Origin of the sequence: Pectobacterium colocasium (assembly GCF_020181655.1) — a bacterium.
Taxonomy (GTDB): domain Bacteria; phylum Pseudomonadota; class Gammaproteobacteria; order Enterobacterales; family Enterobacteriaceae; genus Pectobacterium; species Pectobacterium colocasium.
Map to the genome: position 1 here is coordinate 4,850,335 of NZ_CP084032.1, position 26,049 is coordinate 4,876,383.

The 26,049-nt window shown below is 50.4% G+C and carries 21 protein-coding genes and 1 pseudogene; 18 read left to right on the plus strand and 4 right to left on the minus strand.

Annotation, left to right across the window (positions count from 1 at the left end):
• Nucleotides 1–92: 92 nt before the first annotated feature.
• Nucleotides 93–1,961 (minus strand): low affinity potassium transporter Kup, encoded by a 1,869-nt coding sequence (gene kup / locus LCF41_RS21890; RefSeq protein WP_225086328.1) that lies wholly within the window; start codon nucleotides 1,959–1,961, stop codon nucleotides 93–95.
• A 329-nt stretch (nucleotides 1,962–2,290) separates the two neighbouring features.
• Here kup and ravA point away from each other — a divergent pair, with 329 nt between their 5' ends.
• Both ravA and viaA read left to right on the plus strand, forming a co-directional pair.
• A complete protein-coding gene (gene ravA, locus LCF41_RS21895; protein ID WP_225086329.1) occupies nucleotides 2,291–3,790 on the plus strand; it encodes an ATPase RavA in 1,500 nt (499 codons plus the stop codon).
• Between the two features lie 6 nt (nucleotides 3,791–3,796).
• Nucleotides 3,797–5,275: an ATPase RavA stimulator ViaA gene (gene viaA / locus LCF41_RS21900; protein WP_225086330.1), complete on the plus strand. Its 1,479-nt coding sequence runs from the start codon at nucleotides 3,797–3,799 to the stop codon at nucleotides 5,273–5,275.
• On the opposite strand, the gene asnA is transcribed toward viaA, so the two are convergent.
• A complete protein-coding gene (asnA, locus tag LCF41_RS21905; RefSeq protein WP_225086331.1) occupies nucleotides 5,272–6,264 on the minus strand; it encodes an aspartate--ammonia ligase in 993 nt (330 codons plus the stop codon). The two genes, viaA and asnA, sit on opposite strands and share 4 nt — an antisense overlap.
• A gap of 206 nt (nucleotides 6,265–6,470) precedes the next feature.
• Between asnA and asnC the strand changes: the two genes are divergently transcribed.
• The 13 genes from asnC (at nucleotide 6,471) to LCF41_RS21970 (ending at nucleotide 17,935) form a co-directional block, all read left to right on the plus strand.
• Nucleotides 6,471–6,878, plus strand: coding sequence for a transcriptional regulator AsnC (gene asnC, locus LCF41_RS21910; RefSeq protein WP_226373290.1), 408 nt, complete (start codon nucleotides 6,471–6,473; stop codon nucleotides 6,876–6,878).
• Between the two features lie 89 nt (nucleotides 6,879–6,967).
• Complete coding sequence (gene mioC, locus LCF41_RS21915; RefSeq protein ID WP_225086332.1) at nucleotides 6,968–7,411, plus strand: FMN-binding protein MioC; 444 nt, start codon at nucleotides 6,968–6,970, stop codon at nucleotides 7,409–7,411.
• A 391-nt stretch (nucleotides 7,412–7,802) separates the two neighbouring features.
• On the plus strand, nucleotides 7,803–9,692 hold the full coding sequence (gene mnmG / locus LCF41_RS21920; protein WP_225086333.1) for a tRNA uridine-5-carboxymethylaminomethyl(34) synthesis enzyme MnmG: 1,890 nt from the start codon (nucleotides 7,803–7,805) through the stop codon (nucleotides 9,690–9,692).
• An 82-nt stretch (nucleotides 9,693–9,774) separates the two neighbouring features.
• Nucleotides 9,775–10,395 carry a 16S rRNA (guanine(527)-N(7))-methyltransferase RsmG gene (gene rsmG, locus LCF41_RS21925; protein ID WP_225086334.1) on the plus strand — a complete coding sequence of 207 codons (621 nt, stop codon included), beginning with the start codon at nucleotides 9,775–9,777 and terminating at the stop codon, nucleotides 10,393–10,395.
• Nucleotides 10,396–11,018: 623 nt separating this feature from the next.
• Nucleotides 11,019–11,402, plus strand: a complete 384-nt coding sequence (gene atpI, locus LCF41_RS21930; RefSeq protein WP_180743538.1) for a F0F1 ATP synthase subunit I — start codon at nucleotides 11,019–11,021, stop codon at nucleotides 11,400–11,402.
• Between the two features lie 22 nt (nucleotides 11,403–11,424).
• Complete coding sequence (gene atpB / locus LCF41_RS21935) at nucleotides 11,425–12,225, plus strand: F0F1 ATP synthase subunit A (protein WP_180743537.1); 801 nt, start codon at nucleotides 11,425–11,427, stop codon at nucleotides 12,223–12,225.
• Nucleotides 12,226–12,274: 49 nt separating this feature from the next.
• Nucleotides 12,275–12,514, plus strand: coding sequence for a F0F1 ATP synthase subunit C (gene atpE / locus LCF41_RS21940; RefSeq protein WP_005976545.1), 240 nt, complete (start codon nucleotides 12,275–12,277; stop codon nucleotides 12,512–12,514).
• A 63-nt stretch (nucleotides 12,515–12,577) separates the two neighbouring features.
• Nucleotides 12,578–13,048, plus strand: a complete 471-nt coding sequence (gene atpF / locus LCF41_RS21945) for a F0F1 ATP synthase subunit B (RefSeq protein WP_010681466.1) — start codon at nucleotides 12,578–12,580, stop codon at nucleotides 13,046–13,048.
• Between the two features lie 14 nt (nucleotides 13,049–13,062).
• A complete protein-coding gene (atpH, locus tag LCF41_RS21950) occupies nucleotides 13,063–13,596 on the plus strand; it encodes a F0F1 ATP synthase subunit delta (RefSeq protein WP_225086335.1) in 534 nt (177 codons plus the stop codon).
• 12 nt (nucleotides 13,597–13,608) lie between these two features.
• Complete coding sequence (atpA, locus tag LCF41_RS21955; RefSeq protein ID WP_005976551.1) at nucleotides 13,609–15,150, plus strand: F0F1 ATP synthase subunit alpha; 1,542 nt, start codon at nucleotides 13,609–13,611, stop codon at nucleotides 15,148–15,150.
• 52 nt (nucleotides 15,151–15,202) lie between these two features.
• Complete coding sequence (gene atpG / locus LCF41_RS21960) at nucleotides 15,203–16,066, plus strand: F0F1 ATP synthase subunit gamma (protein WP_005976554.1); 864 nt, start codon at nucleotides 15,203–15,205, stop codon at nucleotides 16,064–16,066.
• A 47-nt stretch (nucleotides 16,067–16,113) separates the two neighbouring features.
• A complete protein-coding gene (gene atpD, locus LCF41_RS21965; RefSeq protein ID WP_225086336.1) occupies nucleotides 16,114–17,496 on the plus strand; it encodes a F0F1 ATP synthase subunit beta in 1,383 nt (460 codons plus the stop codon).
• A gap of 19 nt (nucleotides 17,497–17,515) precedes the next feature.
• The gene (locus LCF41_RS21970) at nucleotides 17,516–17,935 is read left to right on the plus strand and encodes a F0F1 ATP synthase subunit epsilon (RefSeq protein ID WP_039363748.1); all 420 of its coding nucleotides are present in this window, start codon (nucleotides 17,516–17,518) and stop codon (nucleotides 17,933–17,935) included.
• A gap of 285 nt (nucleotides 17,936–18,220) precedes the next feature.
• Here LCF41_RS21970 and pelX read toward each other — a convergent pair whose 3' ends face one another.
• On the minus strand, nucleotides 18,221–20,455 hold the full coding sequence (gene pelX, locus LCF41_RS21975; RefSeq protein ID WP_225086337.1) for a pectate disaccharide-lyase PelX: 2,235 nt from the start codon (nucleotides 20,453–20,455) through the stop codon (nucleotides 18,221–18,223).
• Between the two features lie 314 nt (nucleotides 20,456–20,769).
• On the opposite strand from pelX, the gene glmU reads away from it, so the two are divergent.
• Together glmU and glmS are read left to right on the plus strand one after the other, a co-directional pair.
• Nucleotides 20,770–22,140, plus strand: coding sequence for a bifunctional UDP-N-acetylglucosamine diphosphorylase/glucosamine-1-phosphate N-acetyltransferase GlmU (glmU, locus tag LCF41_RS21980; protein WP_225086338.1), 1,371 nt, complete (start codon nucleotides 20,770–20,772; stop codon nucleotides 22,138–22,140).
• Nucleotides 22,141–22,337: 197 nt separating this feature from the next.
• Complete coding sequence (gene glmS, locus LCF41_RS21985; RefSeq protein WP_225086339.1) at nucleotides 22,338–24,170, plus strand: glutamine--fructose-6-phosphate transaminase (isomerizing); 1,833 nt, start codon at nucleotides 22,338–22,340, stop codon at nucleotides 24,168–24,170.
• A 151-nt stretch (nucleotides 24,171–24,321) separates the two neighbouring features.
• Here the strand turns inward: glmS and LCF41_RS21990 are convergent.
• Nucleotides 24,322–24,462 (minus strand): annotated as a pseudogene (locus LCF41_RS21990) (IS3 family transposase); the annotation flags it as partial.
• A gap of 126 nt (nucleotides 24,463–24,588) precedes the next feature.
• Between LCF41_RS21990 and LCF41_RS21995 the strand changes: the two are divergent.
• Entirely contained in the window at nucleotides 24,589–26,049 is a 1,461-nt protein-coding gene (locus tag LCF41_RS21995; protein WP_225086340.1) for a DUF3375 domain-containing protein, read from the plus strand.

A 26,049-nucleotide genomic window follows, 5' to 3' on the forward strand; every position in this document is an offset into this window, starting at 1 on the left:
TATCCCTACGGGAACCTCATCCCCGTGTTTCCCTAATAACAAACAACGAGTCGCTGTCAGTGTATTAACTGATAGAAAATGAGTGGGAACACTTAAATTTCGACCTGTATCCCCAGCTCAATCAGCCTGTTCGGCGGTATTTCAAACTGATCCGCCGCTCGTAATGCATTGCGGCTGAGCATCATGAATAGCTTGCCGCGCAAGCGCAGATACCACGGGCGCTCACCGATAATCAGCGATTCATTGGACATAAAGAAAGAGGTTTCCATCATTTGGCAGGTTAACCCTTCCTGCCAGCAGCGCTGGAAGACCTCTTCCACATCCGGCGTTTCACGCCAGCCATAGTTGGCAATCACTCGCCAGAACGTAGGCGAAAGCTGTTCAACCGTTACGCGACGCGCGTTAAGCACATAGGGCGCATCCTCCGTTCGCATGGTTAACAGCACCACACGCTCGTGTAGGATCTTATTGTGCTTAAGATTATGCAGCAGCGCGAACGGGATCACGCGAGTCGCACGTGAGAAATAGACAGCGGTGCCCGGTACACGCGTCGGCGGTGATTTCTCCAACGATGCAATCATGGCATCCAGCGAGTTACCATGCTCATGCAGCCGACGCAGCAGCCTGAAACGCTCGCTTTTCCACGTCGTCATGATAATAAACATCACCATACCCAGCGCCAGCGGCAGCCAGCCGCCGGAGAGGATCTTGACCACGTTGGCCAAAAACATCGGCACGTCGATAACCAGTAAACCCGCCAGCAACACCCACGCCAGGTAGCGATTCCAGAGCCAGTTCTTCACCGCCACCGTACAGAACAGAATACTGGTAATCACCATCGTGCCCGTTACCGCAATCCCATAAGCCGCCGCCAGATTGCTTGAATGCTCAAAGCTGACAATCACGATGACAACGGCGATATACAGCATCCAGTTAATCGCGGGGATATAGATCTGACCGGATTCCATATCTGACGTGTGTACGATACGCATTGGTGGCAAATAACCCAGCCGCACGGCCTGACGGGTCAGGGAGAACACGCCGGAAATCACCGCCTGCGAAGCAATTATTGTCGCCAACGTCGCCAATATCATCAGTGGAATCAGCGCCCAATCTGGCGCCAGCAGGAAGAAGGGGTTCTTAATCGCCTCTGGGTTCTTCAACAGCAATGCACCCTGCCCGAAGTAATTTAAGACCAGTGACGGCAGCACTACCGTAAACCAGGCCAGACGAATCGGAAATTTGCCGAAGTGCCCCATATCAGCATACAGCGCCTCGACCCCGGTAATCGCCAGCACTACCGCCCCCAGCGCGAAGAACGACACCGCTTTATATTCGGCAAAGAAGCGCACGGCGTACATCGGATTCAACGCCTGTAAGACTTCTGGGTTGGCGACCACGCTGCGCGCGCCCAGCACGCCGAGCGTCAAAAACCAAATCAGCATAACCGGGGCAAACAGCTTGCCGACGCTGCCCGTACCGTGTTTTTGAATGATAAAGAGTAACGTCAGCACGACAATCGATAGCGGGACGATATAGCTGTCCATCGACGGCGCGGCAATTTCCAGCCCTTCCATCGCCGACATGACCGAGATGGCTGGCGTGATGACCACTTCCCCATAGAAGAAGCTGCCGCCAATCAACCCCATGATAACCAGCACGGACGTCATACGATCGGAGGTATTGCGTCCGGCTAGCGACATTAAGGTAAGAATCCCACCTTCGCCTGCGTTGTCCGCACGCATCACATAGGTCAGGTATTTCAGCGAAACAACAAGGACCAACAGCCAAAAGATCAGTGAAAGGAAGCCAAAAACCGAATCAGGTTCGACCCCAAAACCAAACTGCCCTGATAAACATTCCCTTAACGTATAAAGAGGGCTGGTTCCTATATCTCCATAAACCACCCCGATGGCCGCCAGCGTGACCGCTGGAAGCGAACGTTTATGTTCTGAGCTCATAAACCTATCTTCTGTTATTAATCAGTCCGCGAAGCGCATCGTTCACTGCAACCCGTCCAAGAGCGCACAGTATGCACAAATCAGGGTAAAAACCCATTTTTATTATGTGAATCGCCAGCTCAAGCCTCGCTGTAAAAGCGGGTTTATTGATTACTGTCGCCATTAGGTTGAATAATTCGTAAAAGTATTCTAATAAAAAACTGTGATCTGCCGTTTAATATTATTGTCTTTATAAAAGTAGGGGCTTTATGAAGTTCCGCTTTTAGTCATGCAGTGAGATTTAAAGATAAACGATTTCAGTACATCACACATGGACTAACGGATTAATTATGCGTCAAACTGCGGCATTGGCTGAAAGAATTTCTCGTCTCAGTCATGCGCTAGAACACGGACTCTACGAAAGACAGCACACCATTCGTCTCTGTCTGCTGGCCGCACTAAGCGGGGAAAGTGTTTTCCTGCTGGGGCCGCCAGGTATAGCCAAAAGTATGATCGCTCGGCGTCTTAAATTCGCTTTTCGTCATGCGAACGCGTTCGAGTACCTGATGACTCGCTTTTCCACCCCGGAAGAGGTATTCGGTCCCCTTTCCATTCAGGCGTTAAAAGACGAAGGGCGCTATCAGCGCCTGACCGCTGGCTATCTGCCGGAAGCTGAAATCGTGTTTCTGGATGAGATCTGGAAAGCGGGCCCCGCCATTTTGAATACCCTGCTGACGGCCATTAACGAGCGACGTTTCCGTAACGGCAACAGCGAAGACACGATCCCGATGCGCTTGCTGGTCGCAGCCTCGAATGAGTTACCAGAAGCGGATGGCGGTCTGGAAGCGCTGTACGACCGCATGCTCATCCGCCTGTGGCTCGATCGTGTTCAGGAAAAACAGAATTTCCGTGCACTCCTCGTGAACAACAGCAGCGAACGCGATAACCCTGTACTACCGGCTCTCAGTGTCAGCGATGAAGAGTACCAACAGTGGCAGAAAGACATTGAGCACATCGCGCTGCCTGAAGCCAGTTTCGAGTTGATTTACACCTTGCGCCAGCAGCTTGATACGCTAGAACAGGCGCCTTACATTTCCGATCGGCGCTGGAAAAAAGCCCTGCGTCTGCTTCAGGCCAGCGCATTTTTCTGCGGTCGGGATGCCATTACGCCAGTTGATATCATTCTACTGAAAGACTGTCTCTGGCATGACCAAAGCACCCTGGCGCTCATTGAGCGTCAGCTTGAGCTGTTGATCACCGAACACGGTTACCAACAGAGAAATCTGCTGTTCCGCCTACAGCAGGTGAATACCAAACGCCAGCAATACCAACGAGAACAAAGCGAATTACAGGCATTTTCAGTAGAGAAGCAGGGGCACTTCCTCGGCCGGAAAATCCACTACACGCTGCCTGAAACCATCATCACAGACACATTGGATCTGGTATTACAGCGCCCGCTGATCCTGCACGATATTGAAGTCAACCACCTGATCATTGAGAAGAATGCTCTGCAAGGCTGGCTGCAAAAAGGGGGAGAAATCCGGGGCAAGCTCAACGGTATCGGCTTTACCCAACGTCTCGATCTGCTGGTGGACGATCGCCAACATCTGACGGTTCGTGATATCAGCCTGCAATCCTCTATTCTTTCTCTGCCGGAAAAGCGCGACATTGCGCTTCCTGCCGACATTATCGATGAGTATGAAAAGCTGAACATGCAGTTGCGCGAACAGCGCCGCTTATTCAGCCAGCATCAGCCTTGCCTGTTTGTCCCCAGTGAGTGGTTGGCCAAAATAGAAGCCAGCCTGCAACAGGTCGCTGAGCAGATCCAGCAATCAGAGCAACAGGACTAACGCCCGATGATCACGCTGGAATCACTGGAAATGCTGCTGTCTATCGATGAAAACGAGTTGCTGGACGATCTTATCGTCACACTGCTGGCAACGCCTCAGCTCGCTTTCTTCTTTGAAAAGTATCCCAGCCTGAAGTCCGCGTTACTCAACGACCAGCCTCACTGGAAAGAAACCTTAAAACAGCGCCTGCGTGCCACACAGGTACCGCCGGAGCTGGAAAAAGAATTTAGCTGCTACCAGCGTTCACAATCGATCGACAATCAGACTTTTCAGGCACGCCTGCCTGCGATTATGGATACGCTGAACAACGTGGAATCCCCCTTTCTGACACAGGCCTCACAGCTCATGGCTTCTCCAGAGCGAACCTTAGGGCAGAAGGTTACGAGCGGGCTTCACGCACTCTTTCTTCAGCGCTGGCGGCTAAGCCTCACTCTGCAAACTGTTTCACTGCATCAGCAATTGATGGATCAGGAGCGGGAAATCCTGCTGGATGAACTGCAACAACGCCTGACCCTCAGCGGCAAACTCGAACCTATTCTGGCCGAAAACGAAAATGCGGCCGGGCGGCTCTGGGATCTCAGCGCCGCGCAGCGTATTCACACCGATCCCCGTCCGTTACTGGATTTCGGCGCTTTCCTGCAACGCCAGCCTGAATTACAAAAACTGGCGGAACGCTTAGGGCGCAGTCGCGAAACTAAATCCATCCTCACGCAGGAAGCACCGAAAGAAGCCTTTCGGGTAAGCGTTAGAGAACCCGCTACCGTGCCTGAACAGGTAAGTGGCATACATCAGAGCGATGACATTCTGCGCTTGATGCCAACCGAGCTGGCTGCTTTGGGCATCAGCGAGCTGGAATTCGAGTTTTATCGTCGTCTGTTAGAACATCGCCTGCTGACATATCGCTTACAAGGTGAGAACTGGCGCGAGAAAGTCATGGAACGCCCTGTGATTCATCAGCGAAATGAACAACAGCCGCGTGGCCCGTTTATCGTCTGCGTTGATACGTCAGGCTCGATGGGCGGCTTTAATGAGCACTGTGCCAAAGCCTTCTGCCTTGCGCTGATGCGCATCGCGCTCGCCGATAACCGCCGTTGTTACATCATGCTGTTTTCTACCGGCGTGGTGAAATACGAACTCACGTCTGCAGATGGATTAGAGCAGGCGATACGTTTTCTCAGCCAGTCCTTCCGTGGCGGCACAGATATGAGCGCCTGTCTGTCAGCATTGTTGGATAAGATGGACGATGCACTCTGGCATGATGCCGATGCGGTGGTGATTTCAGATTTTATTGCCCAACGATTACCGGATGAGGTGGTAAATAAGGTGAAAAGCCGCCAGAAGCAGCTACAGCATCGTTTCCATGCTGTAGCGATGTCCGATCACGGCAAACCCGGCATCATGCGCATCTTTGACCATATCTGGCGCTTTGATACCGGGTTAAAAAGCCGCTTAATGCGCCGTTGGCAGCACGGCAAGGCTTATTAAAGCAGGCCGGAAACCGACTCACGCAGCGGCTGTGGCCAGACGCCGCACTGAACCTGACCAATGTGTGGCAATTGCAGCAACAACATGACCAGGCGAGACTGACCGATTCCCCCGCCGATCGTTTGCGGCATCTCACCGCGCAGCAACGCCTGATGCCATTCCAGCTTCAGTCGTTCTTCATCCTGCGTCAGCGCCAGCTGGCGAGTGAGTGCCTCTGCATCCACACGAATGCCCATGGATGAAATCTCAAACGCATCGTTCAGAACCGGGTTCCATACGACAATATCGCCGTTCAGACCCGCCAGTTCCTGCTCGCCAGGCGTTGTCCAGTCATCATAATCCGGCGCACGCACATCGTGAGATTGCCCGCTGGACAGCTTGCCGCCAATCCCTATCAAGAAGACAGCGCCCAGTTCTTTCGCAATCGCTCGCTCACGCCCTTTGGCATCCAGATCGGGGTAGCGCTTCAGCAACGTTTCGGTATGCACAAAATGAATCTGTTCTGGCAGGAAAGGCTGAATGCCAAACGCCTGATGAACCGCAGCCTCTGTCGCCTTGATACCCTGATAAATACGCGTCACCGTCGATTTCAGGTACTCTGCATGACGCTCGCCGTCTCCCATCACGCGCTCCCAGTCCCACTGATCGACATAAACCGAGTGGATCGGGCTCAGACGATCTTCGTCCGGGCGCAGCGCCTTCATGTGGGTATAAATGCCTTCACCGCTGCTAAAATCATACGCGCCCAGCGTTTTACGTTTCCATTTAGCCAGTGAGTGCACCACTTCAAAGGTGGCATCCGGCAGGGCTTTCACCTTAACCTGCACCGCTTTTTCCGTACCGGACAAGTTATCCTGCGTACCATCACCGATACGGCTAAGAATCGGTGCCTGAACTTCAATCAATCCCAGAAGTTGCTCCAGTTGGCTGGAGAAGAAAGATTTAACGAAGCTGATTTGCTGCTGTTTTTCGATGTACTGCTTTTTCATTGCCGCGTCTCTTATTCATCGTATTTAGTTATTCATTAAGCAATAAAAACCGCTAGCCATTCAATAATCTTATGGATAAATTGCTCTTGTGCTTTTAATCCGTCATTTTATAGCGGTATAAAATCATTATTCGCTAAAATAGGAGGCTCAAAGTGGCAGAAATTTATCAGATCGATAATCTCGATCGCGGCATTCTTTCCGCCTTAATGGAAAATGCGCGCACCCCCTATGCCGAACTGGCAAAACAGTTTTCTGTCAGTCCGGGCACCATCCACGTTCGGGTAGAGAAAATGAAACAGGCGGGCATCATTGTCGGCACACGTCTGGACGTAAACCCGAAACAGCTTGGCTATGACGTGTGCTGCTTTATCGGCATCATTCTGAAAAGCGCCAAAGATTATCCCTCGGCGCTGGAGAAGCTGAACAATTTGGAAGAAGTGGTCGAGGCCTATTACACCACCGGGCATTACAGCATCTTTATTAAGGTCATGTGTCGCTCGATAGAAGCATTGCAACATGTACTTATCAACAAGATCCAAACTATTGATGAAATTCAGTCCACGGAAACGCTAATCTCTCTGCAAAACCCCATCATGCGGACGATCGCGCCATAATGCTTTTTTCCTATACCCATATTATCCACAGGTAGATCCCAGCCAGATCACAGCGTACAATGTCCCGTCTTTTATCGGATGGGATCGCTATGGCAGACATTACCTTGATCAGTGGCAGTACCCTTGGCAGCGCCGAATACGTCGCAGAGCATTTGGCTGAACTGCTGGAGAAGGATGATTTTTCCACTGAACTTCTGCACGGTCCTGAGCTTGATGCACTGCCTGAAAGCGGTGTATGGCTGGTGGTAACGTCCACCCACGGCGCAGGGGAATTTCCTGATAACCTGAAAGCGCTGTTTGATCAGTTAGAACAGCAGAAGCCCGATCTTTCTCAAGTGAGCTTCGGTGCGATAGGGATCGGTAGCAGAGAATACGACACGTTCTGTGGTGCGATCCAAACAGCGGATCGTGTGCTAACCCAGTTAGGGGCAAAACGGATCGGTGAAATCCTTGAGATCGACATCACCCAGCATCAGATTCCTGAAGATCCGGCTGAAGAATGGCTAGGATCGTGGGTTAATTTACTCAAATAAGATTAAATATTCGTCAGTTGAATGTGGATAACTATACTTAATTCTGGTGTAAAAGCCGTAGTTATCCCAATAACAACCCGAGTATGTTTTTTGTCCTGTGTATAAACCCACATTAAGATCCCAGCTTATACTGGCCAGGATCACCGATCATTCACAGGTAAGGATCAATGCCATTCTCTTGATCTTTAATGTGAATAATCACTTATCCACACAACCAGACGATCCTAATAAGAGATCTAATAAAGAGATCTTTAAATAAAAAGATCTTTCTTTAATTAACGAGGATCCAACGGACTTGGTCGTTGACTCAAAGTTGAGTAGAATCCCCCACCCCAGGGCAAATAACGATCGTTCTCCACTCATCATTCGCAATAATGCGAGGAGCAGTACCATGTTTTATCCAGATCCCTTTGACGTCATCGTGATCGGTGGCGGTCATGCCGGAACAGAAGCTGCGATGGCTTCTGCCCGAATGGGCCAACAGACGCTTTTACTTACACACAATATTGATACGCTGGGGCAAATGTCTTGTAACCCGGCGATTGGCGGTATTGGCAAAGGCCATCTGGTTAAAGAGATCGATGCCATGGGAGGGTTGATGGCACGCGCTGTCGACCAGGCCGGTATACAGTTTAGGATACTAAACAGCAGTAAAGGCCCAGCGGTCAGAGCCACTCGCGCACAAGCGGATCGTGTGCTCTATCGCCAGGCTGTTCGCACCGCGCTGGAGAATCAACCAAACCTGATGATCTTCCAGCAGGCTGTTGACGATCTGATTGTGGAAAACGATCGTGTCGTGGGCGCAGTAACCCAGATGGGGCTAAAATTTCGTGCAAAAGCCGTCGTATTAACGGTTGGCACTTTCCTTGACGGCAAGATTCACATTGGGCTGGACAACTACAGCGGCGGGCGTGCAGGCGATCCACCTTCTATTCCACTGGCACGTCGCCTGCGTGAGTTACCGTTGCGCGTTAACCGCCTGAAAACGGGTACTCCGCCGCGTATTGACGCCAGAACGATCGATTTCAGCGTGTTGGCTCAACAGCACGGCGACAACCCAATGCCCGTTTTCTCATTCCTGGGGAATGCGAGCCAGCATCCGGCACAAATGCCGTGCTACATCACGCATACCAACGAGAAAACCCATGATGTGATCCGTAATAATCTGGATCGTAGCCCGATGTATGCCGGGATCATCGAAGGGATCGGTCCGCGTTATTGCCCATCGATCGAAGACAAAGTCATGCGTTTTGCCGATCGAAACACCCATCAGATCTTTCTTGAGCCAGAAGGCCTGACCAGCAACGAAATTTATCCTAACGGGATTTCAACCAGTTTGCCGTTTGACGTTCAGTGGCAGATTGTTCGTTCAATGGCAGGAATGGAAAATGCACGCATTGTCCGCCCTGGTTATGCGATTGAGTACGACTTCTTTGACCCTCGCGATCTGAAGCCGACGCTGGAAAACAAATTTATTCATGGCCTGTTCTTCGCCGGACAAATCAACGGCACAACAGGGTACGAAGAAGCCGCTGCACAGGGCATGCTGGCCGGGCTGAATGCCGCTCGGTTGGCTGCCGATAAAGAAGGCTGGTCACCGCGTCGCGATCAGGCCTATCTTGGCGTACTGGTTGACGATCTCTGTACGTTGGGAACCAAAGAACCCTACCGTATGTTTACGTCGCGTGCCGAGTATCGTTTGATGCTGCGCGAAGATAACGCCGATCTGCGTTTGACTGAAATCGGTCGCGAGTTGGGGATGGTTGACGATCATCGCTGGGCGCGTTTCAACGAGAAACTTGAGAGTATTGAAAAAGAGCGCCAGCGCCTGCGTGATATTCACGTTCACCCACAGTCTGAGCAGTTAGAGCAAGTTAACTCGTTGCTGAAAACGCCGTTGTCCCGCGAAGCAAACGGTGAAGAGCTGCTGCGTCGCCCGGAAGTGGATTACGTTCAACTGACTGCGCTACCGCTGTTTGCTCCAGGATTAACCGACGAGCAGGCTGCTGAACAGGTTGAAATTCAGGTCAAATACGAAGGGTATATTGCTCGTCAACAGGATGAAATCGAGAAACAGTTGCGTAATGAAAATACGTTGCTGCCTGCCGATCTGGATTACAAGCAGGTTAACGGCTTGTCCAACGAGGTGATCGCTAAACTGAACGATCACAAACCGTCGTCTATCGGTCAGGCTTCACGGATTTCCGGTATTACGCCTGCGGCAATCTCCATTCTGCTGATCTGGCTTAAAAAACAGGGTCTGCTGCGCCGCAGCGCCTGATTTAAGGTAAACTTATCCCTTAAATAGCCGGTTATCCGGCTATTTTTATTATTAACCTCATATTTTTCATCGGGATATTATTGTGCGCAACACACTCGATAATCTGCTAAACGCGGCTGGCATTGTGATTTCAGATAAGCAAAAAAATCTTCTGATACAGTATGTTGACATGCTGAATAAGTGGAACAAGGCTTATAACCTGACGTCTGTACGCGATCCGCAGCAAATGCTTGTCCGCCACATCATGGACAGTATCGTGGTTGAGCCACATTTACACGGGCAACGTTTTATCGATGTCGGAACGGGGCCTGGGTTGCCGGGGATTCCATTAGCGATTGTTCGCCCTGATTCGCATTTTACCTTGCTGGATAGCCTGGGTAAGCGTGTACGCTTCCTGCGTCAGGTTCAGCATGAACTGCAACTTGAAAACATCACGCCGGTGCAAAGTCGCGTTGAAGAATTTCCGGCAGAGCCGCCTTTTGATGGCGTGATCAGTCGGGCATTTGCTTCTCTGCATGACATGATTAGCTGGTGCAGCCATCTTCCAGCCAGATCGACAGGGCGATTTTATGCGCTAAAAGGCGTACTTCCAGAGGATGAATTGTCATCCTTGCCACAAGGTGTCCTATTGGATCAGGTCGTTCGCTTATCTGTTCCCGAACTGGAAGGTGAGCGCCATTTGGTCGTGCTTAAACCAAACTAATTTTGTTTTTTATCAAAAAAATTATAACTAAATATTGCGTGTGACGTTACCACCTCATTTATCGGTGGCAACGTTCCAGAACGCATCACGATCACTGAAATTTTACATCTTCGTTTTTTCAGCGCCGTCCTTTTGCTTTCGCACTGAATAATAACGAACGAAAATAAATCATCGGCATCAAAATTTAGTTATTTTTGTGTTAATTGAGTAAGAAAACGATATCAATAATGTCAATAGGTGGTTGAAACGTTGTTTGTTACGTTTTCTGAATCGATATTTTTGTAAGTTTTTGAAATTAAATAAAATAAATAGCTTACTTTGCTGGCGGCAAAAAAAAACACGTTCTGTTATAAACAGTCGAAAATCCTTTTATGTGAGTCACATCACAGATTGGAGGCCTTTAGAAATTAATTACACCAGACGTGATCAGGGATGATTGTTAGTAAAAACGAGGCTTCAGAAAGAAATTTAAATAATTGTTCACCTTTTCGCTACTTATCGATTGAATTCGCAGGTATGACCCGTATAATTTGCTCGTTTTTTGCTGCTTGACTCAATGGTGTAAAGGCAGTTTTATACGTCATTCGGTATACCTCTGAAAAGGTACGGAGAGAGCAAACGTCATGCCTGTATCCCTTTACAGCGGAAAAGTAGCCTTCAGGCTGCTGTTGTTACAGTTAGTGACTTTTGCTTTGTTGAGTGCTGTTTTCAGCCTCAATAGCGTCAATGCTGCCGCTTCTGCATTAGGTGGGGGATTGGCAGCCTGGTTGCCGAATGTTTTGTTTGTGCTGTTTGCCTTGCGTCATCAGTCGCACAAGCCCGCTGATGGGCGTGTGGCCTGGTCATTCGCGATTGGCGAGGCGCTCAAGGTATTTATCACCATTGCACTGTTAGTGGTGGCGTTAGGCGTGTTTAAAGCGGCATTTTTTCCGCTTGGCCTGACTTATTTATCGGTGCTGATTATGCAGATCGTGGCACCGGCCGTAATTAATCGTTACCGTAGTTAACAACAAAAGGGTAAGGGACATCATGGCTGCTGGAGAAATCTCTACTCCGCAAGAGTATATCAGTCACCACTTGCACCATTTGCAGGTAGGGACGGGTTTTTGGTCGATCAACGTCGATTCGATGTTTTTCTCCATCGCTCTTGGGATCCTCTTTCTGGTTATCTTTCACCGTGTCGCTAAGCGTGCAACCAGTGGTGTGCCAGGTAAGCTGCAAACGGCCGTCGAACTGGTTATCGGTTTCGTTGATGGTACCGTGCGCGATATGTTCCATGGCAAAAGCAAACTGATTGCTCCTCTGGCACTGACCATTTTCGTCTGGGTTTTCCTGATGAACCTGATGGATCTGCTGCCTATCGATCTGTTGCCGCAAGCCTGGGCGGGTATCTATAGTCTGCTGGGATACGATCCGGCGCATGCTTATCTGCGTGCTGTGCCGACAGCTGACGTGAACATTACGCTGTCGATGGCGCTTGGGGTGTTTATCCTGGTTCTGTTCTACAGCATCAAAATGAAGGGGCTCGGTGGTTTTGTTAAAGAACTGACCATGCAGCCGTTCAACCATCCAGTATTTATTCCTATTAACCTGATTCTTGAAGGTGTCAGCCTGCTGTCCAAACCTATTTCTTTAGGCTTGCGACTGTTTGGCAATATGTATGCGGGTGAGTTGATCTTCATCCTGATTGCCGGTCTGTTGCCGTGGTGGTCACAATGGCTGTTAAATGTGCCTTGGGCTATTTTCCACATTTTGATTATTACGCTTCAGGCTTTTATTTTCATGGTTCTGACGGTTGTTTATCTCTCGATGGCATCTGAAGAGCATTGATTTTCTTTCAACAAATAACGTTTTTAACTGAAACAAACTGGAGACTGTCATGGAAAACCTGAGTGTGGATCTGCTGTACATGGCTGCCGCGTTAATGATGGGTTTGGCGGCAATCGGTGCTGCGATCGGTATCGGCATTCTGGGTGGTAAATTCTTGGAAGGTGCTGCTCGCCAGCCTGACCTGATTCCTTTACTGCGTACACAGTTCTTTATCGTCATGGGTCTGGTTGACGCCATCCCGATGATCGCTGTTGGTCTGGGGCTGTATGTGATGTTTGCGGTGGCCTAAGCAGAATGTTTTCTGCTGAGGTTAAAACATCAACTTATTTAACTTTGAAAGAGGCATTGTGCTGTGAATATTAATGCAACAATCCTCGGCCAGGCCATTGCGTTCGTCCTGTTTGTCTGGTTCTGCATGAAGTATGTATGGCCGCCTATGATGGCAGCCATCGAGAAACGTCAGAAAGAAATTGCTGACGGTCTGGCTTCTGCTGAACGTGCCAAAAAAGATTTGAACTTGGCTCAGGCCAATGCGACAGATCAACTGAAGAAAGCCAAAGCGGATGCTCAGGTTATCATCGAGCAGGCGAACAAACGCCGTGCTCAGATCCTGGATGAGGCGAAAGCTGAAGCGGAAGCTGAACGTAACAAGATTGTGGCGCAGGCGCAGGCTGAAATTGAAGCCGAACGTAAACGCGCTCGTGAAGAGCTGCGTAAGCAAGTTGCCGTATTGGCGATTGCCGGTGCCGAGAAAATTATTGAACGTTCCGTGGATGAAGCTGCTAACAGCGACATCGTTGATAAACTGGTCGCTGAACTGTAAGGAGGGAGGGGCTGATGTCTGAATTTGTCACGGTAGCTCGCCCCTACGCCAAAGCAGCTTTTGACTTTGCGGTTGAGAATCAGGCCTTGGATCGCTGGCAGAACATGCTGGCGTTTTCGGCCGAAGTAGCGCGCAATGAGCAGATTGCCGAGCTGCTTTCTGGTGCGGTTGCACCGATTGAGCTGGCGAAAACATTTATTGCCGTTTGTGGTGATCAACTTGATGAAGCCGGTCAGAACCTGATTAGGGTGATGGCCGAAAACGGACGTTTACCGGTACTTCCTGAAGTGCTGGAACAATTTATTCAACTGCGGGCGGCTCTGGAATCGACGGTTGACGTCGATGTGATTTCTGCCAGCACGTTGAGTGAGCAGCAGCTGTCGAAGATCGCTGCCGCTATGGAAAAACGTCTGTCACGCAAAGTGAAGCTGAATTGCAAAATTGATAAGTCTGTCATGGCCGGCGTGGTTATCCGCGCGGGCGATATGGTGATAGATGGCAGCATTCGCGGTCGTCTGGAACGTCTGGCAGACGTCTTGCAGTCTTAAGGGGACTGGAGCATGCAACTGAATTCCACCGAAATCAGCGAACTGATCAAGCAGCGCATTGCTCAGTTCAATGTGGTGAGCGAAGCTCACAATGAAGGTACTATTGTTTCCGTCAGTGACGGAATCATCCGCGTCCACGGTCTGGCAGACGTGATGCAGGGAGAGATGATCTCTCTGCCGGGTAACCGTTATGCGATCGCACTGAACCTGGAGCGTGACTCCGTGGGTGCGGTAGTTATGGGTCCGTATGCTGATCTGGCTGAAGGCATGAAAGTAAAATGCACTGGCCGTATTCTTGAAGTTCCCGTTGGCCGTGGCCTGCTGGGCCGTGTGGTCAACACGCTGGGCGCACCGATTGATGGTAAAGGCGCACTGGATCACGACGGTTTCTCTGCGGTTGAAGCGATTGCGCCTGGCGTTATCGAACGTCAATCCGTTGATGAGCCGGTACAAACGGGCTATAAGTCCGTTGATGCCATGATTCCAATCGGTCGTGGTCAGCGTGAGCTGATTATCGGTGACCGTCAGACGGGTAAAACCGCGCTGGCTATCGACGCCATCATCAACCAGCGTGATTCCGGCATCAAATGTGTGTACGTCGCTATCGGCCAGAAAGCCTCTACGATTTCTAACGTGGTGCGTAAACTGGAAGAGCACGGCGCACTGGAAAACACCATTGTTGTCGTTGCTACCGCGTCTGAATCTGCTGCTCTGCAATATCTGGCACCGTATGCCGGTTGTGCGATGGGCGAGTATTTCCGCGACCGTGGTGAAGATGCACTGATTATTTATGATGACCTGTCTAAACAGGCCGTTGCTTATCGTCAGATTTCTCTGCTGCTCCGTCGTCCGCCAGGTCGTGAAGCTTATCCTGGTGACGTTTTCTATCTCCACTCCCGTTTGCTGGAGCGTGCATCGCGTGTTAACGCTGATTACGTTGAAGCATTCACCAAGGGTGAAGTGAAAGGGAAAACCGGTTCGTTGACCGCTCTGCCGATCATCGAAACGCAAGCGGGTGACGTTTCTGCGTTCGTTCCGACCAACGTAATTTCTATTACCGATGGTCAGATCTTCCTGGAATCCAACCTGTTTAACGCCGGTATTCGTCCTGCGGTTAACCCAGGGATCTCCGTATCCCGTGTGGGTGGTGCAGCACAGACCAAGATCATGAAAAAACTGTCCGGTGGTATTCGTACCGCGCTGGCACAGTACCGTGAACTGGCAGCATTCTCTCAGTTCGCTTCCGACCTTGATGATGCAACCCGTAAGCAGTTGAGCCACGGTCAGAAAGTGACCGAGCTGTTGAAGCAGAAACAGTATGCGCCGATGTCTGTCGCACAGCAGTCTCTGGTTCTGTTTGCGGCGGAACGTGGTTATCTGGAAGATGTTGAGCTGTCGAAAGTCGGTAGCTTTGAAGCGGCACTGTTGGCTTATGCTGACCGTGAGCATGGCGAACTTCTGCAACAAATCGACCAGACTGGCGCTTATAACGATGAGATCGAGGGCAAATTTAAAGGCATCCTCGATACTTTTAAGGCAACCCAGTCCTGGTAACGCCCGGTGGCCTGCTGTAAAGCAGGCCGCAAGGCTTTGAGGAGAAGCAAAGATGGCCGGCGCAAAAGAGATACGTAGTAAGATCGCAAGCGTCCAAAATACGCAGAAGATCACCAAAGCAATGGAAATGGTCGCCGCTTCCAAAATGCGTAAATCGCAGGATCGTATGGCGGCCAGCCGTCCTTATGCGGAAACCATACGCAATGTGATTGGTCACCTTGCGTTAGGAAATCTGGAATATAAACACCCGTACCTGGAAGAACGCGATGTTAAGCGCGTTGGGTATCTGGTGGTGTCTACTGACCGTGGCCTGTGCGGTGGTTTGAACATTAACCTGTTCAAGAAGCTGCTGGCTGATATGAAATCCTGGAGTGACAAAGGCGTTGAAACTGATTTAGCGCTGATTGGTTCCAAAGCGGTTTCTTTCTTCGGTTCGGTAGGCGGAAACATTGTTGCTCAGGTTACCGGTATGGGGGATAACCCTTCCGTATCAGAATTGATCGGCCCGGTTAAAGTTATGCTGCAAGCCTATGACGAAGGTCGTCTGGACAAGCTGTATATCGTCAGCAACAAGTTTATTAATACCATGTCTCAGGAACCGCTTGTTGTTCAAGTGTTACCGTTACCGCCTTCGGATGACGGTGAGTTGAAGAAGAAAGCCTGGGATTACCTGTATGAACCCGATCCTAAGTCGCTGCTGGATACCCTGCTGCGCCGTTATGTAGAATCTCAGGTTTATCAGGGCGTCGTAGAAAATCTGGCTAGTGAGCAGGCCGCGCGAATGGTTGCGATGAAAGCCGCGACCGATAACGGCGGTAGCCTGATCAAAGAGCTGCAGTTGGTATACAACAAAGCTCGTCAGGCCAGCATTACCCAGGAACTCACCGAAATCGTCGGGGGAGCCTCCGCGGTTTAAAGCAGGTTTACGAATTACGTATTGTCGAATTACGTAGAGGATTCAAGATGGCTACTGGAAAGATTATCCAGGTAATCGGCGCCGTGGTGGACGTCGAGTTCCCGCAAGATGCCGTACCGAAGGTGTACGATGCGCTTGAGGTAGAGAACGGCGCTGAAAAACTGGTGCTGGAAGTGCAGCAGCAGTTGGGCGGCGGCATTGTTCGTTGTATCGCAATGGGTTCTTCTGACGGCCTGCGTCGCGGGTTGAACGTGAATAACCTGAACCACCCGATCGAAGTGCCGGTAGGTAAAGCAACGCTGGGTCGTATCATGAACGTATTGGGCGATCCAATCGACATGAAAGGCGACATTGGCGAAGAAGAGCGTTGGGCTATTCACCGTTCAGCTCCTAGCTATGAAGAGCTGTCAAACTCACAGGAACTGCTGGAAACCGGCATCAAGGTTATCGACCTGATGTGTCCGTTTGCCAAGGGCGGTAAAGTGGGTCTGTTCGGTGGTGCGGGCGTAGGTAAAACCGTAAACATGATGGAGCTGATCCGTAACATCGCGATCGAGCACTCCGGTTACTCCGTGTTTGCAGGCGTGGGTGAACGTACCCGTGAAGGTAACGACTTCTACCACGAAATGACCGATTCCAACGTAATCGACAAAGTATCACTGGTTTATGGCCAGATGAACGAGCCACCAGGTAACCGTCTGCGCGTCGCATTGACCGGTCTGACCATGGCGGAAAAATTCCGTGATGAAGGCCGTGACGTACTGCTGTTCGTCGATAACATCTACCGTTATACCCTGGCCGGTACTGAAGTATCTGCACTGCTGGGTCGTATGCCTTCTGCGGTGGGTTATCAGCCGACGCTGGCGGAAGAGATGGGCGTTCTGCAAGAACGTATCACCTCAACCAAAACCGGTTCTATCACTTCCGTGCAGGCCGTTTATGTTCCTGCGGATGACTTGACTGACCCATCTCCAGCTACCACCTTTGCTCACTTGGATGCAACCGTGGTACTGAGCCGTCAGATCGCTTCTCTGGGTATCTACCCGGCCGTTGACCCGCTGGATTCCACCAGCCGTCAGTTGGATCCGTTGGTTGTTGGTCAGGAACACTATGATGTTGCCCGTGGCGTGCAGTCTATCCTGCAACGTTATCAGGAACTGAAAGACATCATCGCGATTCTGGGTATGGACGAGCTGTCTGAAGAAGACAAGCTGGTGGTATCTCGTGCGCGTAAAATTCAGCGCTTCCTGTCACAGCCGTTCTTCGTAGCGGAAGTATTTACCGGTTCTCCAGGTAAATATGTTGCCCTGAAAGACACGATCCGTGGCTTTAAAGGGATTATGGAAGGCGAATACGACCACCTGCCAGAGCAGGCGTTCTACATGGTTGGTTCCATTGAAGAAGTCGTGGAAAAAGCCAAGAAACTGTAACGCCTTGTAGGAGGGTGACATGGCTATGACTTACCATCTGGATGTCGTGAGTGCAGAACAGCAAATGTTCTCCGGTCTGGTGCAGAAGATCCAGGTAACGGGGAGCGAAGGCGAACTGGGTATTTATCCGGGACATGCCCCTCTGCTTACTGCCATTAAGCCTGGTATGGTTCGTATCGTTAAGCAGCACGGTGAGGAAGAATATATTTATCTTTCTGGTGGCATCCTTGAGGTGCAGCCAAACATAGTCACCGTACTGTCTGATACCGCTATCCGTGGGCAGGATCTGGATGAAGCACGTGCGCTGGAAGCGAAACGCAAGGCCGAAGATCATATCCGCAATTCGCATGGCGATGTGGATTATGCTCAGGCTTCCGCAGAGCTGACTAAAGCGATTGCGAAGCTGCGTGTTATCGAGCTGACCAGAAAAGCGATGTAACAGATAAGCTTGCAATAATTGAAGGCCAGTCAGTTCACACTGACTGGCCTTTTTGCACTTAAGTCTATGTTACATACCAAAAATGCCTGCGAGAGCAGGCATTTTTGGTATGACAAAGTGCGTCGAGCGATAGTAACGGATAGATCGTAAAGACGCTGTGAATACGTCCATGTACGCTCGGCTTGCGCCATCCATGGCGCAAACGCTTTACTCTTCTATTCCGTTACTACCGTTTCCGTTCGGTAAATGGGTTTCCCACCACCTTAATTGGGATACTTGAAGCCCTTATTTTTTCTTCAGGAAGTCGCCAAGTACCAGATTGCCTTTGGCATCACGTGTAAACGTTTCAGGTACGGTTACCGATACGAAGTTATTTACGGTGATTTCCTTACCTTGCGCGTTAACAGAGCGGTCGCCTTTGATGAAATAGTTGGTGTTATCGATATTGCCGACAACCGCATCATCATATTTACCCGCTTTGGTCTTCAGTGAAATGTTGTTCTTGAAGACGCCTTGTTTTTCCGGGCCAGAGTAAGGGCTTGGGCGGAAAATAAAGTTAAAGCGTTCGTTATCTAACGCGATGTTGTCTTCAACGATCAGTGCGCCAGGGTTGAAGTTGTCAGTGAAACCATCAAGCTTGTTACCCACGGCAATGCTGTGTTTAACCTGATGCGCCACCGGCTGACCTTCGCCACCCATTTTGAAGCCGTTGCTAGTGTTGTTCATGGCAATTGAGTTCTCGATCACCACAACGCCGTTTGCGCCGTCTTCAATTTTGTTAAACAGGTCGAAGCCGTCATCGATATTGTTGTGCGAGAACGCGCCGCGAATCACGTTGCCTTCACCCACACGCATTTTCACCGCGAAACCATCGGCGTTAATTTTGCCTGGGTCCTGATTACTGTGAGATTCTGAATTCAGAATCAGGTTATGACTGGCCCACAGCGGTCTGCCCACATCGGCTGTTGAGGTCACCTGAATACCGGTATCGTCAGCGTGATGCGCCAGAACGCGTTCGATGGTGTTGTAGCTACCCTCGATACGGAACGGTTTCTCTGTGATTTCAATCCCTTTAACATGCCAATGGCTCGCTTTCAGCTGTAGGCCATGAATGACGGCTTTATTACCGACAGTAAACAGGTTTTTGACGGCTTTTTGCTGGCCGCTGGCGCTGACAGGGATTTCAGACGCGTTGTAATCACCATCGCTGAGCCAAATGGTGCCGCCTGCTGGCAGAGCGGCGACGGCGCTGGCAAAATCGAGCGGTGCATTTTTACTGCCGTCATTGCTGGCTGAACCTTGTGGCGAAACATACAGATTTTTAGCGTCTGCGTAGGCCACTTTTTCAACCTTCAACGTGCTTTCTTTTACCGCTTTATCATCTCCTTCCGCAGGCTGGTAGGTTACCTTGAATTCAGCACTGTTGCCGGCAATCTTCGCTGGCAGAGAGAAGGTCTCTCCCGCTTTTACCTGCTTGGCATCACCCAGCGATTTACCGTCTTGTGATACGGCAATCGTACCGTTGTAATTGGCTTTCGCCTGTATGACATAGTGTTCGCTGGTGGTTTTCGGCGATGACATGACCTGTAGCAGAGGATCATAAGCCTTAGCCTTAAACTCCGGTGATGCTTTGGTTTGGGCTGGTGTCGTCGTCAACTGTGCATTGCTGACAGTGATTTTGGCGTTACGGGAAGCAAAGAAACCGACGTAGTAGTGGTCTTTATCCAGCTTGGTGACGACGTCCGCGCCTTTGACTTCTTTTGATACCCAGTTGTCCGTGCCTTTCGGCGCATAAGAGGTAATAAAGCCGTCGTTGGTGCGTTCCAGTTTCAGGCGGAACGTCGGCGTTTGCTCCAGATTCACATTTTCCTGATAGCTGGTTTTGGTAATTTTCGCGCCTGCGTTGCCCCACGGCTGCGTTACGCCATTACGCAAAATCGCCTGTAGCTTGATTTCGGTATGAGACTTTTTATCCTGCGTCATGATGGCGTTCATCACCATGTTGGATGCGGCAGGGAATTCTTCATACCCTTCTTTCAGCGGTTCCTGACGCGGCACGCCGATAATATCGCGCACCAGAATCCCCGCCCCTTCCTGAGCCGCAGGTTTGGCACCGTTTTCTGGCCCAAACTGTTCTACGGTAATGTCAGACTGAAGCGTGAAATTCACATTGGCAGGCAACTGCGTATAGAAAAACGTCAGCCCGTCATGGGTGTTAGCAATCTTTCCGCCACGGCTCTCGATCGTGATCGGAGCGGACAAATCCGCGTTATCTCCCGGCGCTAATTTCTTGCCGTTGATGGTGACGTCATTAACACCAATTTTTTCCGGCAGGACATTGGATGAGAAGTTTACGTCTGTTGATTGGCCAAAGGCGATACCGTGCCAGACTGGTGCTGATTCTGTCGCGGCGTGTGTACTGAAGCTGAAAAGTAATGCATTCGTCAACGCGACGGCTGCGAGGCGTGAAGAACGGTGTTTCCGTAAAGAACCACATTTTGGTGAAGAACAACGTTTCATTGTGTCTCCTTCGTTATTGAATTATTCGCCCGCGTATATTGCTATAAATGAAACGCTGTTTCTTTTGCGTGTGTCACAAATGGAAATACTTAAAAACAAAGTCTGTTTTTTATGAAACTCCGTGCCATTTCTGTTTTTGGGGACTTCACCCTCCCACCAGGAGTATTCGCCGCGTTGTGCGAGATTTTCAGAAAAAACTCACCAAAAAGTATCCGCGTTATGCATGAGTTTCGGTAAACTCTGGTTATTCATGCCGTAACAGGCTAGCCATTTTTATTCTTGCGGAGCGGTGGCTTCGCACTGTCAGGATGCTTATGTCAAATAGTGCTATGAGTGTGGTGATCCTTGCTGCGGGTAAAGGAACCCGTATGTATTCCGACCTTCCCAAGGTGTTACATAAGCTGGCAGGTAAGCCGATGGTTCAGCACGTCATTGATGCGGCAATGACGACAGGCGCACAACACGTTCATCTGGTATACGGTCACGGCGGTGATTTGCTAAAACGTGAATTGACCGATCCGGCCTTGAACTGGGTATTACAAGCGGAACAACTCGGAACCGGTCATGCCATGCAGCAAGCTGCTCCTCATTTTGCCGATGATGAAGACATCCTGATGTTGTATGGCGATGTGCCGCTGATTTCGTCACAAACGCTGGGGCGTTTACGTCATGCTAAGCCGCAGGGCGGTATTGGTCTGTTGACGGTGAAACTGGACGATCCGACGGGCTATGGGCGAATCGTGCGTGAAAAGGGTGCCGTAGTTGGGATCGTCGAGCACAAAGATGCCAGTGAAGAACAGCGCCAGATTAACGAGATCAATACCGGCATTTTGATTGCAAACGGCAAGGATTTGAAGCGTTGGTTAAGCCAGTTGAACAACAATAACTCACAAGGCGAGTTTTACATCACCGATATCATTGCGATGGCAGCGGAAGAGGGGCAGCGTGTTGAAGCCGTTCACCCCGAGCGTCTGAGTGAAGTGGAGGGCGTTAATAATCGCCTGCAACTGTCGGCGCTAGAGCGGGTTTATCAACGTGAGCAGGCGGATAAACTGTTGCTGGCCGGTGTGATGCTGCTCGACCCGGCACGGTTTGATCTGCGTGGTGAGCTGACCCATGGTCGTGATGTGGTGATTGATGTCAATGTCGTCGTGGAAGGCAATGTTAAGCTAGGCAACCGGGTGAAAATCGGCGCAGGCTGTGTGATTAAAAACAGCATCATTGGCGACGATTGTGAGATAAGCCCTTACTCGGTGTTGGAAGACGCGGTGTTAGAAGCTGCGTGTACCGTTGGCCCGTTTGCCCGTTTGCGCCCAGGTGCAGAGCTGGCTGAAGGCGCGCATGTCGGTAACTTTGTCGAATTGAAAAAGGCGCGTTTAGGTAAAGGCTCAAAAGCAGGCCACTTGAGCTATTTGGGGGATGCGGATATCGGTTCCGGTGTTAATATTGGCGCGGGAACGATCACCTGTAATTATGACGGTGCGAATAAACACAAAACGGTGATTGGCGACGATGTGTTTGTTGGCTCGGATAGCCAACTGGTAGCGCCCGTTAGCGTTGCCAGCGGTGCGACCATTGGTGCGGGAACAACGGTTACGCGTGATGTAGCAGAGAATGAGCTGGTGGTCGGCCGCGTGAAACAGCGGCATATTTCCGGCTGGCAGCGTCCAGTGAAAAAGAAATAATATTTAATGCCTCCGCAGTGGCGGAGGCAGTTTTGTCCTGTACGTTGGCCGATCCCCCGCAGGGTTTCCCAGAGTACAGAACAAAACATAATAATCCCCAACTCTCTACAAGGCTCGGGGAACCCGGAAAAACCGGAACAATCAGGTCTAAGACATCCCTGGTGACACAATATGTCACTTTTATAGGAATACCATCGATGTGTGGAATTGTAGGCGCAGTTGCGCAACGTGATGTTGCTGAAATTTTGTTGGAAGGTTTACGCCGTCTTGAGTATCGCGGCTATGACTCTGCGGGGCTGGCGGTTGTTGATGGCGAAGGCAATGTCGCCCGTTTACGCCGTCTGGGGAAAGTGCAGGTATTGTCTCAGGCAGCCGAAGAGTGCGATCTGCACGGCGGTACCGGTATCGCTCACACCCGTTGGGCAACGCACGGCGAACCTTCTGAAGCGAACGCACACCCGCATGTTTCTGAACATATCACTATCGTCCATAACGGCATTATCGAAAACCATGAGCCGCTGCGTGAGCTGATGATTGGTCGCGGTTATCGTTTTGTTTCTGAAACCGATACGGAAGTGGTTGCCCATCTGGTTCATTTTGAACAGCAGCAGAACGGTGGCGCTCTGGTTGATGTGGTTAAGCGTGTGATCCCACAGCTGCGCGGCGCCTATGGCATGGTGGTGCTGGATAACCGCGACCCAAGCGTATTAGTCGCTGCGCGCTCAGGTAGCCCGTTGGTGATTGGCCGTGGTGTGGGTGAGAATTTCATTGCCTCCGATCAACTGGCATTGCTGCCTGTGACGCGCCGCTTCATATTCCTGGAAGAAGGCGACGTGGCGGAGATCACCCGTCGTGACGTGCGCGTGTTTGACAAATCAGGCCAGCTTGCTACACGCGAAGAAATTGAATCAAAAGTGAATTACGATGCGGGTGACAAAGGCGCATATCGTCACTACATGCAGAAAGAGATCTACGAACAGCCGATGGCAATCAAGAACACCCTTGAAGGGCGTTTCAGCCACGGCGAGATTAATCTTTCTGAATTAGGCCCGAAAGCGGATGAACTGCTGGCGAAGGTTGAACACGTTCAGATTATCGCCTGCGGGACGTCCTACAACTCTGGTATGGTTTCCCGCTACTGGTTTGAATCACTGGCGGGAATTCCGTGCGACGTAGAAATCGCCTCAGAATTCCGCTATCGCAAGCCTGCGGTGCGTAAGAACAGCCTGATGATTACCCTGTCTCAGTCCGGTGAAACGGCGGATACGCTGGCGGCGCTGCGTTTGTCTAAAGAACTGGGCTATCTGGGATCTCTGGCTATCTGTAACGTTGCGGGTTCCTCGCTGGTGCGTGAATCCGATCTGGCACTGATGACTAAAGCGGGCGTAGAGATTGGCGTGGCGTCGACCAAAGCCTTCACTACCCAGCTTACCGTTCTGCTGATGTTGGTGGCGCGTGTTGGACGTCTGCGCGGCATGGATGCGCAGATTGAGCATGACATCGTTCATGGCTTACAGGCACTGCCAGCGCGTATTGAGCAGATGCTGTCTCAGGACAAGCTCATCGAATCTCTGGCGGAAGGCTTCTCTGACAAGCACCATGCGCTGTTCCTCGGCCGTGGCGATCAGTATCCGATCGCGATGGAGGGCGCGCTGAAGCTGAAAGAGATCTCTTACATCCACGCGGAAGCCTATGCGGCAGGCGAGCTGAAACACGGCCCGCTGGCGCTGATTGATGCGGACATGCCGGTTGTGGTGGTGGCACCGAACAACGAACTGTTGGAGAAATTGAAATCCAACATCGAAGAAGTTCGGGCGCGCGGTGGTGAGCTGTATGTCTTTGCTGATGAAGATGCCGGCTTCACCAGCAGCGAAAATATGAAAATTATTCCGCTGCCGCACATCGAAGAAGTGATTGCGCCAATCTTCTATACGGTGCCGTTGCAGTTGCTGTCTTATCACGTCGCGCTGATTAAAGGCACCGATGTCGATCAGCCACGTAACCTGGCGAAATCCGTTACTGTTGAGTAATGTTTAAAAAACGAAGGTAAATAGCTGTCGGGTGACAAAATATTTGTAAAATGAAAAAGCCCAGTAATGCTGATTAAAAAGCATACTGGGTTTTTTTGGTTGATCGCAGTTTGGGTTGTGATCCTACCCACGTAATATGGACACATCCCTGAGCGAGATTTTCATTTTCAAATTGTTTCAAGCTGAGACCACTACAGGCATTGTGGTGTCGCCAGCGATTGTAATCGCACTCAATATAATTAAACACCGCCGTTCGCATTATTTCTCGACAGATGAAGCGCTCTCTGTGCATAGGATCAGTTAGCTTTGTGTTAGTTTGTAGATATTCATTTTTTGGGTGCTTTTCAATAGGTGGGTTCAGCTTTATAGTAATCAGTGGCCTCAGCCTGTAAAGAGAGATTCGTATGGGGGAAAAGGATTGAACTTCCAAGGTTTGCAAGCCAAGTACCGGCGGCTATTTGCCGAGAACGCAGCTTGGAAGTTGTTAAAGGCCGATAATGCGCCTTATATCCTTGCGTTCATTGCTGCTCTCTTTTTGGAAGACAGTGAAGTTCCCTACGGTCGAGCTAGAATCTTGTTGGATGTTGAGATTGAACGCAGCCGCGAGCTCGGCATTTGGCCAACCGAGATGTCGGCAGCCACTTATCTGAATCAATGGATTAAGAATGGCTGGTTACGAGAAATGGATGATTTACTGACTAAAACTGACGCCAGTGAAATAGCACTTAGATTCTGTAAAGGGCTCGATGAACGCAATTCAGGCACAACAGCCTCACATTTGCGTATTGTTCAAGAAGCCGTTCGTGACTTAGCGGTTGCAATTAGTCCTAACGTTGATGAGAGAGTGACTTTGCTTGAAAGCAAAAAGGCAGAGATTCAACGCGAAATCGAGGCGCTTCAAGCGGGGATTGTCCCGGTTCTAAGTGAGTCCGATCAAAGAGAGCGAATCCGTCAGATCTATCAACTGGCTTCAGTGCTGACGGGTGATTTTCGTCGTGTAGAGGACGAAATTAGGACTCTAGATAGAGAACTCAGGATTCAGATTATAGAAGGTGACATCTCTCGTGGGGATGTGCTGCTCTCCGTAATGGAAAGAGAAGCATTGCTTTCTACTACAGAAGCAGGAAGTGCGTTTGAAGGCTTTTTTCAGTTGCTGTGTGATCAAAACCGCTCAATGGAATTTCGTGAGCAGCTCCGTAGCATTCTTAGTAGACCGGTCGGTCAGCAATTATCCAGTAGTCAGCATCAGTTTCTTAGTCACCTTATGCGTGAGCTGAGCCGCGAGAGCGAAAGGGTTTTTCGTGTCAGGCGGCGTACTGAAGAGAGCCTGCGTTCCTATATAGAAAGTGGCGCTGCTGCCGAAAATCAGGCGGTTGATAGATTGCTTTCAAAGCTAGAAAGACAAGCTGTATTGCTGCGTGATGAAGGCTTCGATTTGACAACGGAAACGGTACTTAGTCTCCCTGTTGGTCCTATAGAAATTAAATCCCCTGAATCGATCAAATTAAGAACCCCGGACGACAAGCTCGATACATCGGGTGTTGAAGAAAACGCCAATAGAAGAGAACCAAGTGCTCACGTGCTTGACTGTCTCGATGCTGTTCAAGTAAGACAGGTGGCTTATCAGGTCCTTAACACCCTGAGAAAACATGGCCCGATGTCGATTGCCAGGCTTGTAGACGAAACCCCGTTGACGTCAGGGCTGGAGGAACTGGTCGCGTATTTGCGAGTAGCAAAAGCGGTGAATGCGACCATGCTAGATGAAAAAGAGGATGTAATCGTAGTTGATAAGCAAGGCGTTAAGCTGAAAGCGTCTATACCTACCTATCTATTAACTGCCGAACTATTCCCAGAAGACATCGATGAACTTACCCTCTAG